14 protein-coding genes and 1 tRNA gene are annotated in these 16,503 nt (G+C 64.3%); 6 read left to right on the top strand and 9 right to left on the bottom strand.

All coding sequences use genetic code 11. From position 1 onward, the window contains the following. Positions 1-106: 106 nt before the first annotated feature. Positions 107-1,327 carry a CaiB/BaiF CoA transferase family protein gene (locus D7S89_RS01220; RefSeq protein WP_121275964.1) on the top strand — a complete coding sequence of 407 codons (1,221 nt, stop codon included), beginning with the start codon at positions 107-109 and terminating at the stop codon, positions 1,325-1,327. Between the two features lie 144 nt (positions 1,328-1,471). Then, positions 1,472-2,140, top strand: a complete 669-nt coding sequence (locus D7S89_RS01215) for an O-methyltransferase (protein ID WP_121274906.1) — start codon at positions 1,472-1,474, stop codon at positions 2,138-2,140. Between the two features lie 6 nt (positions 2,141-2,146). Here the strand turns inward: D7S89_RS01215 and D7S89_RS01210 are convergent, their stop codons facing one another. Beyond that, the gene (locus D7S89_RS01210; RefSeq protein WP_121274905.1) at positions 2,147-2,350 is read right to left on the bottom strand and encodes an ornithine carbamoyltransferase; all 204 of its coding nucleotides are present in this window, start codon (positions 2,348-2,350) and stop codon (positions 2,147-2,149) included. A 266-nt stretch (positions 2,351-2,616) separates the two neighbouring features. Here D7S89_RS01210 and D7S89_RS01205 point away from each other — a divergent pair, with 266 nt between their 5' ends. After that, entirely contained in the window at positions 2,617-4,332 is a 1,716-nt protein-coding gene (locus D7S89_RS01205; protein WP_121274904.1) for a glutamine--tRNA ligase/YqeY domain fusion protein, read from the top strand. 58 nt (positions 4,333-4,390) lie between these two features. On the opposite strand, the gene D7S89_RS01200 is transcribed toward D7S89_RS01205, so the two are convergent. Together D7S89_RS01200 and D7S89_RS01195 are read right to left on the bottom strand one after the other, a co-directional pair. Next, a complete protein-coding gene (locus tag D7S89_RS01200; RefSeq protein ID WP_121274903.1) occupies positions 4,391-4,843 on the bottom strand; it encodes an NUDIX hydrolase in 453 nt (150 codons plus the stop codon). After that, positions 4,840-6,153 (bottom strand): cytochrome-c peroxidase, encoded by a 1,314-nt coding sequence (locus tag D7S89_RS01195; RefSeq protein ID WP_121275963.1) that lies wholly within the window; start codon positions 6,151-6,153, stop codon positions 4,840-4,842. Before D7S89_RS01195 ends, D7S89_RS01200 begins: the two co-directional genes overlap by 4 nt. Positions 6,154-6,406: 253 nt before the next feature. Here D7S89_RS01195 and D7S89_RS01190 point away from each other — a divergent pair, with 253 nt between their 5' ends. Together D7S89_RS01190 and D7S89_RS01185 are read left to right on the top strand one after the other, a co-directional pair. Next, entirely contained in the window at positions 6,407-8,014 is a 1,608-nt protein-coding gene (locus D7S89_RS01190) for an acid phosphatase (RefSeq protein ID WP_183085061.1), read from the top strand. Positions 8,015-8,248: 234 nt separating this feature from the next. Then, on the top strand, positions 8,249-8,809 hold the full coding sequence (locus D7S89_RS01185) for an RNA polymerase sigma factor (protein ID WP_121274901.1): 561 nt from the start codon (positions 8,249-8,251) through the stop codon (positions 8,807-8,809). A 14-nt stretch (positions 8,810-8,823) separates the two neighbouring features. Here D7S89_RS01185 and D7S89_RS01180 read toward each other — a convergent pair whose 3' ends face one another. The 3 genes from D7S89_RS01180 to D7S89_RS01170 form a co-directional block, all read right to left on the bottom strand. Continuing rightward, a complete protein-coding gene (locus D7S89_RS01180) occupies positions 8,824-9,210 on the bottom strand; it encodes a hypothetical protein (protein ID WP_147426576.1) in 387 nt (128 codons plus the stop codon). Beyond that, on the bottom strand, positions 9,185-12,190 hold the full coding sequence (locus D7S89_RS01175; RefSeq protein WP_183085059.1) for an ATP-binding protein: 3,006 nt from the start codon (positions 12,188-12,190) through the stop codon (positions 9,185-9,187). Before D7S89_RS01175 ends, D7S89_RS01180 begins: the two co-directional genes overlap by 26 nt. Positions 12,191-12,307: 117 nt before the next feature. Further along, positions 12,308-12,973 carry a response regulator gene (locus D7S89_RS01170; protein WP_183085058.1) on the bottom strand — a complete coding sequence of 222 codons (666 nt, stop codon included), beginning with the start codon at positions 12,971-12,973 and terminating at the stop codon, positions 12,308-12,310. A 556-nt stretch (positions 12,974-13,529) separates the two neighbouring features. Here D7S89_RS01170 and D7S89_RS01165 point away from each other — a divergent pair. Then, positions 13,530-14,417, top strand: a complete 888-nt coding sequence (locus D7S89_RS01165; RefSeq protein ID WP_121274898.1) for a DUF72 domain-containing protein — start codon at positions 13,530-13,532, stop codon at positions 14,415-14,417. A 35-nt stretch (positions 14,418-14,452) separates the two neighbouring features. Here the strand turns inward: D7S89_RS01165 and D7S89_RS01160 are convergent, their stop codons facing one another. The 3 genes from D7S89_RS01160 to D7S89_RS01150 form a co-directional block, all read right to left on the bottom strand. Next, entirely contained in the window at positions 14,453-14,752 is a 300-nt protein-coding gene (locus D7S89_RS01160) for a hypothetical protein (RefSeq protein WP_245982577.1), read from the bottom strand. A 509-nt stretch (positions 14,753-15,261) separates the two neighbouring features. Beyond that, a tRNA-Arg gene (locus tag D7S89_RS01155) sits at positions 15,262-15,336 on the bottom strand. Between the two features lie 113 nt (positions 15,337-15,449). Continuing rightward, on the bottom strand, positions 15,450-16,280 hold the full coding sequence (locus tag D7S89_RS01150; protein ID WP_121274897.1) for an undecaprenyl-diphosphate phosphatase: 831 nt from the start codon (positions 16,278-16,280) through the stop codon (positions 15,450-15,452). Positions 16,281-16,503 lie beyond the last annotated feature (223 nt).

The following is a 16,503-nucleotide window of genomic DNA, read 5'->3' as shown; positions in this document are numbered from 1 at the left end:
GCTCACGCGGTTGGGCTACCGTCGCAAAAACGCTTAAGATGCGGGGCGGCTCCGGCCAACCCGGGCCTTCGTGAACGTGGACGACTTCGAGGAGACATCGACCGACATGGGAGCGCTCAGCCATCTTCGCGTACTCGATCTGACCCGCGTGCTGGCGGGTCCGTGGTGCGCGCAAACGCTCGCCGATCTTGGCGCCGACGTGATCAAGATCGAGCGGCCCGGCGCCGGCGACGACACGCGCCACTGGGGGCCGCCGTACCTGAAAACGCCAGAGGGGGCGGATACGCGCGAGGCCGCCTACTACCTGTGCGCGAACCGCAACAAACGCTCGGTCACCGTCGACATCGCGACGCCCGAAGGGCAGCGCATCGTGCGCGAGCTCGCGGCGCAAAGCGACGTCGTGCTCGAGAACTACAAGGTCGGCCAGCTCAAGAAATACGGCCTCGACTACGCCTCGCTGGCCGAGGTCAAGCCCGACATCATCTACTGCTCGGTAACGGGCTTCGGTCAGACCGGGCCGCTGGCCGAGCGCGCCGGTTACGACTTCATCGTGCAAGGCATCGGCGGCTTCATGAGCATCACGGGCGAGCGCGACGGCCAGCCCGGCGGCGGCCCGCAAAAGGCAGGCGTCGCGATCGCCGATTTGATGACCGGTATGTATGCGACGGTCGCCGTGCTGGCCGCACTCGCGCACCGCGACCGCACCGGCACCGGCCAGTACATCGACATGGCGCTGCTCGACGTGCAGGTGGCCATGCTCGCGAACATGGGCGCGAACTACCTGACCAGCGGCAAGGCGCCCGTGCGTTGGGGTAACGCGCATCAAAACATCGTGCCCTACCAGGCGTTTCAGACGCGCGACGGTTGGATCATCGTCGCGGTCGGCAACGACGCGCAGTTTCGCAAGTTCGTCGAAGTGGGCGGACGGCCCGAGCTCGCCGACGATCCGCGCTTCGCGACGAACCCCGAGCGCGTGCGCCACCGCGACACGCTCGTGCCGCTCGTGGCCGAGATGGTCAAGACGCGCGGCAAGCACGAATGGATCGCCAGCCTCGAGCAGGCCGGCGTGCCTTGCGGCCCGATCAACGATCTGGCCGAAGTGTTCGAGAACGAGCAGGTGCGCTCGCGCGGCATGCGCGTCGAGGTGCCGCATTCGAGCGGGGCGACGGCCGCGCTCCTGCGCAGCCCGATCCAGATGAGCGAAACGCCGCCGCAGGTGCGTACGGCCCCGCCCATGCTGGGCGAGCATACCGACGAAGTACTGCGTACGCTGCTCGGCTACGACGACGCGACGCTCGCCCGCTTACGCGAGCGCGCCGCGATCTGAGGGCGGCGGCACGATCGCCGGGCAGGCCGGCCTGCCGGCCTGCTGACTTGCGAACAGGATTCGCGGCTTGGCGCGTAGGATGAGCACCGACTAAGCACCGACACGCAAGAATCAGCACGCCCTGACCGAAAGGAGATGCACGCTATGAGCATGGAACAGTGGAACGCCGTCGACGACTATCTGTGCAGCACCCTCGTGCCGCTCGACCCTGCGCTTGATGCCGCCTTGGCCAGCAGCAGCGAGGCCGGCCTGCCGGCGATCAACGTCGCGCCGAACCAGGGCAGGTTTCTGCATCTGCTCGCGCGCATCCAGGGCGCGCGCCGCATCCTCGAGATCGGCACGCTGGGCGGCTACAGCACGATCTGGCTGGCCCGCGCGCTACCGCAGGGCGGCACGCTGACGACGCTCGAAGTGAACCCCGACTATGCCGAGCTCGCGCGCCGCAACGTCGCGCACGCCGGGCTTGCCGACGTGGTGACGGTGCGCCTGGGCGACGCCGTCGCAACACTGCGCCAAATGATCGAGGAAAAGACTGCGCCGTTCGATTTCATCTTCATCGACGCGAACAAGGAGAGCAATCCCGACTACCTGCAGGCCGCCCTGAAGCTCTCACGCGCCGGCACGGTGATCGTCTGCGACAACGTCGTGCGCAATGGGCGGGTGGCCGATCGCGACAATCAGGACCCCGATGCGATCGGCGTGCGCCGCTACTTCGAGATGGCGAGCGCGAACCCGCACTTGCCCACGACCGCGATTCAGACGGTCGGCAGCAAGGGATGGGACGGCTTCGCGATTTCGATCGTGGAAGGTTGAACGCGGTCAGTGACCCGCGCCGATGAGGCCGCCGACGGCCGCGCCGGCGATCGTGCCGATCGGCCCGCCGGTGAGCACATAGCCGATCGCGCCACCTGCCGTGGCGCCGATCGCGGCGTGCTTCTGCGAGCGCGACATCGACGAGCACGCACAGAGGCTCGACAAGGCCACGGCAACGATGGAGAGCTTGGCAAACGTCGAAATCTTCATGGCTGATCAGCAGAATTCTTGAAAACGAAACGGTAAAAGCGAGAGCGCAGCGCGCGCGTGGCGAGCGCCTTCACACCTTATGCGGGTCGCATCGTAGAGAACGATGTGTAGGTGAGCAAAACGATTTACGTCCTGTTACAGCGGCGCCGCACGCGGCCCGCGCCACGGGAGACGCCACGCAACGGGCCCGAACCGGGCCGCTCAGGGTAGAATTGCCGGATCAGAGAGGGCGCGCCCGCGCTCTTCAAGCCGATTTCCACTTTCGCATGAACACCGAACGCAACGAAGCCCTGGCGGCCACGCCGTCGAATTTCATCCGCAACATCGTCGACGAGGACAACCGCACCGGCAAATGGGGCGGGCGCATTGAAACGCGCTTCCCGCCCGAGCCGAACGGCTATCTGCACATCGGCCACGCCAAGAGCATCTGCCTGAACTTCGGCATCGCACGCGACTACGGCGGCGTGTGCCATCTGCGCTTTGACGACACGAACCCCGAGAAGGAAAGCGTCGAGTACGTCGACTCGATCGTCGACGCCGTGCGCTGGCTCGGCTTCGAGTGGGAAAAGAACGGCACCGAGCACCGCTATTACGCGAGCGACTACTACGACGAGCTGTATCGGTTCGCCGAGCTCCTGATCGAGCGCGGCAAGGCTTATGTCGACAGTCAAACGGCCGAGCAGATGCGCGCCACGCGCGGCTCGCTGACCGAGCCGGGCATGCCCTCGCCCTATCGCGACCGCACGCCCGAGGAGAACCTCGACTTGTTCCGCCGCATGAAAGCCGGCGAGTTCAAGGAAGGCGAGCACGTGCTGCGCGTGAAGATCGACATGGCCTCGCCGAACCTGAACATGCGCGACCCGGTCATCTACCGCATCCGCTTCGCGCATCACTACCGCACGGGCGACCAATGGTGCGTGTATCCGATGTACGACTACGCGCACTGCATCTCGGACGCGATCGAGAACATCACGCACTCGCTGTGCACGCTCGAATTCGAAGACCATCGTCCGCTCTACGACTGGGTGCTCAATGAACTGGCCGATGCCGGCCAATTCACGCGGCCGCTGCCGCAGCAAATCGAGTTCTCGCGGCTCAATCTGACGTACGCGATCACGAGCAAGCGCAAGCTGCTGCAACTCGTGACCGAAGGCCACGTCGACGGCTGGGACGATCCGCGTATGCCGACGATCGTCGGCGTGCGTCGGCGCGGCTTCACGGCCGACGGCATCAAGCTCTTTTGCGAGCGCATCGGCGTGACGAAGGTCGATTCGTGGATCGACATGAGCGTGTTCGAAGGCGCGCTGCGCGACGACCTCGACGACAAGGCACCGCGCTCCGTGGCCGTGCTCGATCCGCTCAAGCTGATCATCGACAACTTCCCGGCCGATCTGGCCGAGCCCTGCAGCGCGCCGGTGCACCCGCACCACCCCGAGCGCGGCACGCGCGCGTTCCCGATCTCGCGCGAGCTGTGGATCGAACGCGAGGACTTCGTCGAAACGCCGCCGAAGGGCTATTTCCGGTTGTTCCCCGGCAACAAGGTGCGACTGCGCTACGGCTACGTCATCGAATGCACGGGCTGCGACAAGGACGAGCATGGCAACATCGTCGCCGTGCATTGCAACTACTTCCCCGACAGCAAGTCCGGCACCGAAGGCGCGAACAACTACAAGGTCAAGGGCAACATCCACTGGGTCAGCGCCGCGCATGCGGTGCCGGCTGAAGTGCGCCTGTACGACCGGCTGTTCAAGGAACCGCAACCCGACGCAGGCGGCCGCAACTTCCTCGAGGCGCTGAACCCTGACTCCAAGCGCGTCGCCAAGGCGTACCTGGAACCGGGCGCCGACGCGATGCAGCCCGAAGACCGTTGCCAGTTCGAGCGCCACGGCTACTTCGTGGCGGATCGCTACGATTCGAAGCCGGGCCAGCCGGTGTTCAACCGCATCGTGAGCCTGCGCGACAGCTGGGGCAAGCCGGCCTAAGCGATCAGTACGTGCGCTCGGGCAGGCGGTGTCGCACCGCCTGCCCGCTTCTTCATCTTCATAGCGTGCGATGCAGCTCGGCGAGCGAAAGCGTGGTCTGGAACACGCGCGTGAGACTGCGGCTCGCATACTGCTCGACCTGTTCGGGCTCGACCCACCGAAACGCGTCCATCTCCGGAATCATCGATCCGTCGCGCCGGCTCGGGAACAGCGACGTGCAGACGCAACGCTCGATGGCCACTTCGCCGAGCGCCACGCGCGCGGCGAACAGGTGCAGATCCTTGTCGCGCCGATAGACGAAACGGCCGAGATCCGTGAGCCGCTCGGGCGCGAGCGCGATGCCCGTCTCCTCGAACAGCTCCCGCAGCGCTGTGTCGATCGGCGCTTCCCCCTCCTCGCCGTGTCCTTTCGGAATGTCCCAATGCGTGGTATCGGTTGCGTGCGCGAGCAGCACACGACCTTGCTCATCGAGCAAGACCACTCCGCAGGACACCGTGCGTGCGTGTGTCATCGCGCAACCTCCTTGGGCAACACTTCGCCGCCCCCCTCTCGATAGCCGTCCGTCAACGTTCCGAGAAACGCGATCACGTCGCGAATCTCCGCGTCGTCGAGCGCCGGCGCATCACCTGGCTTGCGATCGAACGGCGGGTCAGTATTGACGTTGCCCCAGTAGCGCTGCGGCAGATCGTCGAACTTACGTGTGCGTCCAGCCACGACGCGATAGAACTTCTCGGGATAAATGTCACGCTCGACGTAAAAGCGCAATACGTCCTCGAGCGAGCGATAAACGCCGTTGTGGAAGAACGTGTGCCGAGTCGCGACGTTGCGCAGCGTCGGTGTGCGAAACAGGCCGCAAAAGTCGTCGCGCCCTTGCAAGTCGGTGCGCAGCGGCCCGCATGCGCCGAGATCGAAGAAATGCGGATCGCGATTGACGGCCAGCGCCTCGTTACGCGGCACGCCGAGTGCGATCAGGCCGAAATCGGTGAACTGGGGTGCCGCACCCGATGCCGTCGGCTCACTCGGATGGCAACTCGCGCAGTTGCCCTTGCGCTCGTCCTCGAAGAGCCGCAGGCCGCGCAGTTCAGCCGGACTCAGGCTCGCGCGGCCAGCCAGATACGCGTCGTACTTGCTCGAATACGGCTCGAACACGGCCGGCGTCTGCTCGTAAACTGCCAATGCGTCGAGCACTGCGTCGAACGCGGCCGCATCGTCATCGAGCACGTGCGGGCCGTACGCATCGCGAAACGCACGCGCATACGGCGCCGCACGCACGGCTCGCGCCACGTGCGCGGGCGAGCTCGCCATCTCGAATGGCGACATCAAAGGAATGCGCGCCTGTGCTGCGCGCCGATCGACGCGACCGTCCCACGTGAGACCGCCAGTCGGCCCGGCGTCGATGCTTTCGTCGCCGTCGTCGTCGGACTCGTGAAAATGCTCGACGAACGGTGGCACCGATTGCAGATACTTGAGCGACGGCACTGCGCGAAAGCCCGACTGCTTCATGTCGAGGCCGCCGAGCTGCGCCGGCAACGCGTTGGGCGGACCGAACGCGTGACCGGGGCTATGACAGGACGCGCAAGCGAGCCTGCCCGAACCCGACAGCGACGCATCGAAAAAAAGCTGACGGCCGAGCGCCGCCTTCTTGCGCACGGCTTCGTACACTTGCGCGCGCGTTTGCGGCGCACTGCCCGATGCGACGGTATCGGAGGCCGGGCCACGCGGATCGCATGCCGCCACGCAAGACACGACCACCAGCAGGGCAAGCGCGCGCGCCAACGTCCATCTCGTCACCCGGCGGGCCGCCGCATGGCCCTCGCGCACGCGCCACCGCAAACTCGTCGCCACTTCGCTCCTCCTTGTTCGAGCAGGCCGATACGCGGGCCACGGCACGATAGACTGCGACGTGGCACGCGCGGCCGATAGCCTAGCTCATGCGCGAGCGCAGCGTCCAACTTGGCGAAAAAACGAGCCTGACGTGAATCCGTCAAACGATGCTGCCATACTCCCCCGCTGCACCGCCTGGGTGTGCCGCCGCTCGATCAGGCCCACCAAGACGACGAACCCAAGGATGCCCATGAACGCCACTCGACCGCTCTTTCGCATCGCCCCGCTCGCGCTCGCGGCCGTCGCCGCCGCCACGTTCGGTGCACTCGCCGGTTGCGCCGAAACGCCGGCACAGGCCCAGCCGACGCTTTCCGACGTGCGCAACATCGTCGTCATCTATGCGGAGAACCGCAGCTTCGACAACCTGTACGGACGTTTTCCCGGCGCCAACGGCTTGCAGAACGTGACCAGCGCGAGCGCCGTGCAGCGTGACCGCGACGGCAAGCCGCTGGCGACGCTGCCACCGATCTGGGGAGGGCTCACGCAAGCGGGTGTCGTGCCGGCCGTCACCGAAGCCATGACGGAGCGACTGCCGAACGCGCCGTTCGCTATCGACGATCCGCAGGGATTCGACACGTCGCAGCACGTGACCACGCGCGACTTGTGGCACCGTTTCTATGAGAACCAGATGCAGATCGACGGCGGCAGGAACGACATGTTTGCCGCATGGGCCGACTCGGGCGCGCTGACGATGGGCCATTACACGCTCGACGCCGAGAAATTGCCGCTATGGCGCATCGCGCAGCGCTACACGCTCGCCGACGACTTCTTCATGGGTGCGTTCGGCGGCTCGTTCCTCAATCACCAGTGGCTCGTGTGCGCATGCACGCCGATCTACCCGCATGCCGACAAGAGCCCTGCCGCCGGTTCGATCTCGGCCGTCGAACCCGACGGCGTCATATTGACGGTCGCGAAAAACTCGCCGCCTTCGGCGCTCGACGGCCCGCCCAAGTTCATCAAGTCGGGCAACCTGACGCCCGACTTCTACGCCGTCAACACGATGCAGCCTCCCTATCAGCCGAGCGGCAACAAGCCTGCGCCAGGCGGCGATGCGCGCTTTGCCGACCCCGCCAATCCGACCACGCTGCCGCCCCAGACGCAGCGCCATATCGGCGACTCCCTGAGCGACGCCGGCGTGACGTGGGCATGGTATAGCGGCGCATGGGATGCAGCACTGGCGGCAACGCAGGAGCGTAAGACCGGCGTCGTCTATGGCCCTAACCGCTCGACGCCGAACTTCCAGCCGCATCATCAGCCGTTCAACTACTTCGCCGATCTGGCGCCGGGCACGGCTGCGCGCGCCGAACACCTGCTCGACGGCGGCATCGACGGTGCCCAATTCCTGGCGACCGTCGACGCGGGCAAGCTGCCGCAGGTCGCGTTCTACAAGCCGCAAGGCAATCTGACCGAGCATGCGGGCTACACCGACGTGGCCTCAGGTGACGCGCATCTGGCCGAGGTCATCGCGCACCTAGAAAAGAGCCCACAGTGGCCGCATATGGTGGTGATCGTGACCTACGACGAGAACGGCGGCTTCTGGGACCACGTCTCGCCGCCCAAAGCCGACCGTTTCGGGCCTGGTACGCGCATCCCCGCACTGGTGATCTCGCCTTTCGCCAAGAAAGGCTACGTCGACCATACGCAGTACGACACGACATCTATCCTGCGCTTCATCACGCGCCGCTACGGGCTGCCGGTGCTGCCGGGCGTCAAGGAACGCGACGAAGCGCTCGTCGCGAACGGCCATGCACCGATGGGAGATCTGACGAACGCGCTCGATCTGGCGCCGGCGCATTGATGCGCTCGAGGTCCGCCCAAGTTAAGCAACGGCCGCTTCACAAGCGACCTTCAGGCGGCCTCGGCCGCCTTTTTTTCTCCTTGCAGCGGCTCTTGGGCAGCAACGGTTCACGCCGCCCCCACCGGGCGCTCCGACGCGGGTAACCCCGTCCTATTTCCATATCAAAATTGATTTCCGCAGACAGGCGAACTCAAAGATTCGGCGTCGAAAACAAATTAGATTTCATTCGAGCCAATGATTTTGACGCCCTGGGATGGATCGAAGTCGTCCGCCGCCGATCGAGCCGCATCAGCCGAATTCGATGGCTGGTATCGCATGCATGGGCAAGCAATCTATCGCTTCATCATGCGGCGTGTAGGCAGCGCGGAAGATGCCCGGGACATCTTGCAGTCCACTTACCTGGGCGCCTGGGAAAATCGCGCGCTCTATCGAGGCACGGCGCAACCGAAAACGTGGCTGACCGCCATTGCGCTCAGTGTGCTGCGCAACCACGTCATGCGCGCCTATGACGCCCGCGTTGTCGTGGTGAGCATCGACGATCACGAGGAGGAATTGATCGATACGCGCGCCCCCGAACGTTGCATCGCGGTCAAGCAGAGCTTTTCCAAATTGGTCGACTTCGCGCAATCGCTGCCCGCCGAGCAGCAACGAATGCTCGAATTGCTGTTTATCGATAACGGCAGTTATGTCGAGGTGGCGGCCGCACTCGGCATTCCTGTCGGCACGGTTCGCTCACGGCTCTCGCGCCTACGCGCACGGCTCGACAAGTACATCGAAACAGGCGGGGCCGTGTGACGATCGCTGGGCTGTCAGCGCTCGAATTCGAGCGACGCACAATGATCATCGAGCGCGTGGGCGAAGGCACCAAGAAGCCGGCATGCCGCAGGCAGTGTCTGGGCGATGAGGGTGATGTCCTCGGCGCGCAGCGCCCGCTCCGCACGATGAAGTGTATCGAGGTCGCAGGCTTGCCCACCAAAGAACGCGACCGTTCCCTTCAGCCGATGCAAGGCATCGGCTGCTTTCACAAAGGCCTGCGACGCGACATGCGCATCGAGTGCCGCACGCTCCTGGGCCAGCTGCTCCAGCGCGCGCACGATCAACCCGTGCAGGTCCGCGGCGCCATATAGCGCCGTCAACTCCGACAACTCGAGCGGGATGCCATACCGCATTTCAATGGGCCCGATCAGCTTCGACATCCCGCGCCTCCATCCACTTGTCGAGCACCGCGGCGAGTTTCGCACGCGTGATCGGCTTGATCAGGCAATCATCCATGCCTGCTGCTCGGCATGCCTGGGCGTCCTCGAACGTCGCATTCGCGCTGATCGCGACGATCACCGTTCGAGCGCACCTATCGCGCTCGTGCACTCGCACTTCGCGCGCGAGTGCATAGCCGTCCATCCCTGGCATATGGCAATCGAGCAGTATCAGTCGCGGACGCGTCTGCCGCCAGCACGCATAGCCTTCGAGGCCGTCGCTGGCGGCAGTCGCCGTCACGCCAAGTGCCGCCAGCTGCCTGACGATGATGTCGCGATTGACAGGGTTGTCCTCGACCACGAGCACGCCTGCGGTCCCGGCGAAGCGCGGCAATGCCGGCTCGCAGGCGATCTCCGGCCCCGATCGCTCGCAGCTCGCATGGGCCTCCCGTGTTGGCCGGACATTCGCAAGCACCTGCGCCAGTTCGTCGATCGAGCGCAGTACCTGCGGGGGCGCCGTCCGGCGAGCGGCCACGACGGCGCCAACCGCATCGACGTTCAAATGCACGTCTGCCTGGTTTCGCTCGCGCACGAGCTGCATGCCGGTCTTGCGAGCTGCGGCTCGCAGCGCGCGCGCCAGCGCCGGTATGGGCACGCAAACCGACGCTTTCGACGACGCTGCGACCGGCCAACGGCGGCAGGGCTGGCCCCACACGACCGGTAACCGCACGCACACGCGCGTACCGACACCAGGCGCGCTCGCCACGTCGATCGTGCCGTCCATTCGGTCGACGAGGCGCTTGACGATCGACAATCCCAAACCTGTTCCACCGTACCGGCGCGTCGTCGAGCTGTCCTGTTGAGTAAAGGGCGTGAAAAGGCGTGTGCGGTATTCGTCGGAAATACCGGTCCCGGTGTCGCTGACGACGATTTCGAGCCAGCTTTGTCCGCGTACATGCCGGTGACGCACTTCGACCAGCACATAGCCTTCGCTCGTAAAGCGAATCGCATTGCTCAGCAGGTTCGTCACGATCTGGTTGATGCGAGCCTCGTCGCCGACGATGTGACGATCGAAATGCGGCATGACCGCCAGATAGAGCGGCAGCCCCTTGCGTTGCGCGAGGGGCACGTGCAAATCGACGACGGCCGCAGCCTGCGCGCAGATGTCGAGCGGTGCTTGCTCTAGCGGCAGCGCGCCCTGCTCCATCTTCAGATAGTCGAGCGTGCCGTCGATCGCGCGCAGCATCAGTTGCGCCGAACGCTGCGCCACGTTCAGGTAGCGTCGCTGTTCGGACGTGACGGTTGTCGTTTCGAGCAAATCGAGCACGCCCACGACGCCGTTCATCGGCGTGCGAATCTCGTGGCTCATCACTGCGACAAACGCCGACTTCGCGCGATCGGCCGCTTCAGCCTGCTCGCGCGCAATGATCGCCTCGCCGTGCGCTGCTTCGGCTGCCCGCCGCGCCCTACGCATACGGCGATACGCCCACAGCAGCGTCGCGAGTACGGCCGCCACGATCGACGTGACGGCGATCGAGAGCTCGATCACGACCCCTTTGTCATAACCAAGCACGACGGACGCCGGCCGGGAATGGCTCGCGAGCCGTGCCAGTTCATGCTGGCTGTACGAGGCCAGATAGCGATCGAGCATGGTCGCCAGGGTGCGATTGCGCGCATCGACCGCAAACCCGATGCGCTCGATGCCGGCGATGGAGGCATCGATCGTCAGATGGCCGCGCGCATCGCGATCGGCCAGTTGCTCGGCGGCGATCGCGTTCACGAGCGCGATGTCCGCATTGCCTGCCCTCACCGCCCTTAGCGCGTCGGCAGCACTCGTGCGCGCTACGATCGTTGCCCTGTCGAACAACGGCAACGGCATGACGCTGTGCAAGCGCCACGGATTCGTGGCGATCCGCGTGGCGAGCGCCGGCTCGTCGGCACGCCGCACGATCGACCACGGGAATGCATCATAGGCACGCGTGAGCGCGACACCGTCGGGCGCTTCATCCGCGCCGACCGGAAACGAAGCGGCAAGCGCGACGGTATCGTCGCGCAGTGCGCCGGCGAGCGAGCGTGAGTCGTCGATCAGCACCGGCTTGAACTGCACATGGGCGCTCTCCGCGAAGCGACGCAGCAGCGCACCGGCCAGCCCTTGCCATACGCCGCGATCGTCGAGGTAGTCGTAGGGCGGACCCACGCGCTGCACGCCGACGCTCACGACCGGATGCCGTTGCAGCCACGCCCGCTCTTCGCTTGTCAACATGAAGGGCTTCGCCGCCGCGTTGAGCATCGAGGTGCTGGGCGGCGTCTGAAGCTCCCGGCGCCGCGCGGGTGTCAGCCGCGCGAGGCCGTGCTCGATCAGCGAAACGACGCTCGCGTTGTCACCTCGCACCGCGAAGCATAGCGGCACGGTGGATGGCAACGGCGCCGTACGCAGCGTACCGCTCGCGAGCGTGCCCAGCATGCCGGCGTTGACGTCGTCGATATCGACGAACGCGTCGGCCCGCCCGCTTGCGACCGCTTCGAGCCCGGCCAGCGTGTCAGCCACCTCGATCAGCTGAGCGCTGGCGGCGTGTGCCGCGAGCACGGCGCCGCCGAGATTGCCGGGTGCCACGGCCACGAGCCGGCCAGCCAGATGCGCGAGCGAATGCGGCGCCGGATACTCGCGCGCCACGATGACACCGGCAGCCGGCGTCGCATAGGGCTTGGATACCCATAGGTCCATGCCCGCCCGCTTATCGGCGCAGGCAATCGGCATGGCGTCGATCTTGCCGCTGCGCAACTCCGCGAGCGCCTCATCGACCGACGCGACGGGACGGTATGCAAGCGCGATGCCTCGAGGATCGACGATCTCGCGCAGCACACCGGGAATGACGCCCTGACGCACACCGGCGTAGTCGGTGTACTCGAGCGCGCTGGGCGGATGGCGGTAGGTGGCCGCCCGCAAGACCGCATCGGCCCCCGACGCTTGGGGAGAAAGCACGCTCACGCCTGAACACAGCACGACTCCTGCGAGCCGACCGCGCCAAGACGGCGGTAGCCGAGAGGGAACGCGCGTAATCGTAAAGGCCCAGGCAGACATCGCACACGCTCGATGCGGTCAGTAGCGGAATTTCTCTTTCAGAAACAGCGCCAGCCCCAGGTCGTCGGCCACTTTCAGCTTGCGCATGGCACTACGCTTGTGGGTACTGACGGTCTTTTTGCTGCGCCGCAAACGCATGGCCGTTTGCGTGACCGATAGCCCTTCCGCGATGTGCCGAAGGATCTCGATTTCGGCGGCCGACAACGTGTCCTCGCGTGGCAGCGGAGTGCTGGCCTGGATCTTTCCTTCCCGAATGACAAAGAACTTTTTCGGCGAGGCGACGGCTTGACGCACTGTCTCGGCGATCAACGGCAATGGCGTAGCCTTTTCCAGAAACGCATTGGCGCCGGCGCGATGGCACACGCACTCGGCATCGTCAGGCCGCGCGGCCGACAGCACGACGAGCGCGAGCGAAGGCGCGTGCACCCGCAAGCGCTTGATGAACGCAGCGCCGTCAAGGCGATCGTTGGGCAAATAGAAATCGACGAGCGCGACGTCGTAGGCGTCGTGCTCGAGCACCGCGAACAACTCGTCGACAGTCTCGACGTTCGCGGCGACCTCGAAATCGGCGTGATCGCGCAAATACGTCGCGACGCCAAGCGCGACGATCGGATGATCGTCCAGCAATGCAACGCGAATACGATGCTTGGGACGAGACAGCAACAAGATCTTTCGGATGGTCATACGTTTTCGCCCTCGTTATTGCGACTCATCTCACCAATAAAATCACTGCCGAGCCATTTGATTTCACCACACCGCAATCAAAAACACAGATCAGCGCATGCCGATTTTATGAAAAAACATTCGATATTTTTATGACCGCACGCAGAAGTCGCACGAGTTCTTCTCGCAAATCACCCTCTCCAAGCCACCGATCGGACGGGCGATGGGCGCTGATTCTAGCCCATGCAATCCGCACAAACAACGCCATTCATCATTGAGATACATCTCAAAGACAACGAGAACAACGATCGAACTTCACTTAGTCCTAAATTATCTTTTAGATGATCAATCGCCGATTTTTTGTGATTGAAATACCACCCCATTTAACAACAAGGCAATAAAACTCAAGCGAGAAAAAGGGAATAGGCCGCTCCATCCAAAAGCAGCGCTTGGCCTTCGAGGGTTATATCGAATAGCCAGACAGCCCAGCCCGTGCCGTACTACCGATACGCGCTGGCGAACGCGCCCGGTGCTGCTCCGCCGTTACGCGTGAGCCCGATGACGTACGGGAGGCGTCATGTCGATCAAGATCGGCACTGCGTCGTGGACAGACACGACGCTCATCCAGTGTGGGCGGTTCTACCCTGCGGGCTGTTCGACGTCAGAGGATCGTCTGCGGTTCTATGCAAGCCAGTTCCCGTTGGTGGAAGTCGACTCGTCGTATTACGCGATTCCGAGTGCTCCGACTGCCGCTTTGTGGAATACACGGACACCGCCGGACTTCACGTTCGACATCAAAGCATTCCGACTCTTCACAGGACACCAGACAGAGCCGAAATGTCTGCCGAAGGACCTGCAGACCGAGCTGCCGAAAACCGACGCCAAGTATCTCTACTACCGGGATGTGCCGGCCGCAGTCGTAGACGAGCTATGGCGACGTTTTTTTGAGGTGATAGAACCGCTGCACGCAGCCGGCAAACTGGGGGCGGTGCTGTTTCAGTTCGCGCCGTGGATCACGAGCGCCCCCCGCGAGCGTGCACATCTCGAGGATTGCGCCGATCATATGCGCCTGTACCCAACCGCCTTCGAATTCCGCAACCGCAGTTGGTTAGACGAAGCACATTGGGAGGCGACGCTCGCATTCGAGCGCGCGCATGGGCTCGTGCATGTCGTCATGGACGCGCCGAACGGCGTGCGAACGCGAGCCAGTACCGTATGGGAAACAACCTCGCCCGACTTGGCGATCGTGCGCCTGCACGGGCGCAACGCCGAAACGTGGGCGGGTAGCGCGTCCGCCGCTGAACGCTTCAACTACGACTACAGCGAAACCGAGCTGACCGAGGTGGCCACCCCGATTCGCGCGCTCGCGCAGCGCGCCGCGCAGGTGCACGTGATTTTCAACAACTGCTACGAGGACCTGGCGCAACGCAATGCGGCGGCGCTTTCTCGCATGCTGAGCGACTGACGCGCGCGAGCGAGCGCCACAACCAAGCAGGCGGATCAATGAACGAGTTTGGCTGCTGCAAAGGCCAGGCTCGTCAATGCAATGGCCGTCGCAACGAACCACTTCAGGAGCGTCGATTCCACCGATGCGACGTCCTGCTTGGTCGCCACGTACGCCAGACCTGCCTCGACGCGAGCCGTACGCTCGCGAATGTCCGCCGTCAGTTTCTCCAGTTGGTTTAAGCGTATTTCCATGCTGTCTTGCTCCTTGTCACCGGACCCGGTGCCGAACATTGCGCCATCACCCACGCCGCACACGCGGCGCAGCCTGCCTTGCACGTAGCTGATTTTCGCCATCCACTGCCTCGCCTATCACGTGGTTGCCGCTCGCTTGCAGTCGAGCGCGCGTTTCTGGAGGCATCGCGCAGGCGCGCGATGCCGTATCCGGCTTGGGGCGAAATACTGCCTGTTGCCACGTCATGATGGCGGCAAAGCGTCTCGGAAGTTCATGATGACCACGACTTCGGACATCTGCCCGAACATCTCAAAACCAACGCCTGCCTCAAACGAGCTGACCACCTCGTCAAACCGGGAAGAGCCAATCTACCCCGCAGGCAGGCGTGTGTGCGACGAACCAACCCATTCGGCTATCTCGGATCGGTCCGAAACTGGTAGGCGGCGTCAAGCGACTCGGTTTGCGCGCAATCGACCGCCAGCGAAACCGGTGGACAAACTCGGAACGAATACGGGAACGGAAACGAATACGAAGCGACACGCCCATGCGCGGCCGGGAGCGCGGTCTGGCGTATTGTCAGCGAGGAAAATGGGGAAGCCGCGGCGTGAAGGGTTAGCGTGCCAGCGGTTTGTGGCCCCCCCACGAGGAATCGAACCTCGATTTCAGGTTTAGAAGACCCGTGTTCTATCCGTTGAACTATGGGGAGGCGGAGCCAGAATTGTACGGCGACGCTGCGCATTGCGTGCCGGGGGCCGGATTATACCCGATCCCCCGTACCAAGCTTGAACGCGGACCGCGAAGATACGCGGCCCCGCGCCGTCAAACCGGCTGGCCGTGCGTCATGAACCAGGCCAGGCACAACCCGCCCGCTACCACGCAGTACAAGCCGAACGCAGCGAGGCGGCCGCGGCCTTCGAAATAGCGCATGAGAAACCGCACGCTCAGGTAAGCGGCGATTGCCGTCAGCACGCCGCCGAGCAACGCGTCGGCAAGTTGGCCAGGCGCATGAAACAGCTTCGGCACTTCGAGCAGGCCGGCTGCGAAGATGATCGGCGTGCCGAGCAGGAACGCGAACTCCGCCGCGCTCTCGGCCGTCAGGCCTGCCGCATTGCCCGCGATCATCGTGAGGCCGCTGCGCGAAAAGCCCGGGATCAACGCGCCCACTTGCGCCAAGCCGACGAGAAATGCCTGCTTGAACGTGAGCTTCTCGGGCGGGCGATGCGCACGCGAACGTTGCAGTCGGTCGCCGAGCCACAGCAGCAGGCCGTTGACGATCAGCGCGAGCGCGACGATGCGCAGGTCGTGAAACACGCGCTCAAGGCGCTTCTCGAGCAACAGGCCGACGAGCCCCGCCGGAATCGTGCCGATGATAAGGGCCCACATCATGTGACCGTCATCGCTGCGGCGGCCGGCGAACGTGCCGAGCCACCCGCAGAAAAGCGCGACCCAACGCTTGCGGAAGTACCACAGCAGGGCGAACGCGGTGCCCAGGTGGAGCGCCACGAGAAACGGAATCAGCTGCGGCGCGTGCTTGTCGATGTGCATGCCGGCCAGCGCCGGCGCCAGCAGCGTGTGGCCGAGGCTGCTGACGGGGAACAGCTCGGTGACGCCTTGCAGCACGCTTAAGAAAATCAAAAACCAAAGGCTCACGCGTCGATCCTTTTTCTCTGAGGAAAGGGGGTGAATAAGGAAGAATCGGCTGCCCCGTGCGTTCGTCGGGGCCGACCGCGACCGATTATGCCTACGGGCGGCCAACGCGCCAAGCCGCCGGCGTAACTTTTCCGCTGGATTTCGCAAGCCAAAGCGTCATTGCTCAGTCATAATCGACGCGGATAATCGTTGAGGCGTAAACGTTTTCATTCGAGCACTACCG

It is taken from the genome of Trinickia fusca (assembly GCF_003628145.1).
Lineage (GTDB): Bacteria > Pseudomonadota > Gammaproteobacteria > Burkholderiales > Burkholderiaceae > Trinickia > Trinickia fusca.
This window is presented reverse-complemented; position numbering and strand designations above follow the sequence as displayed.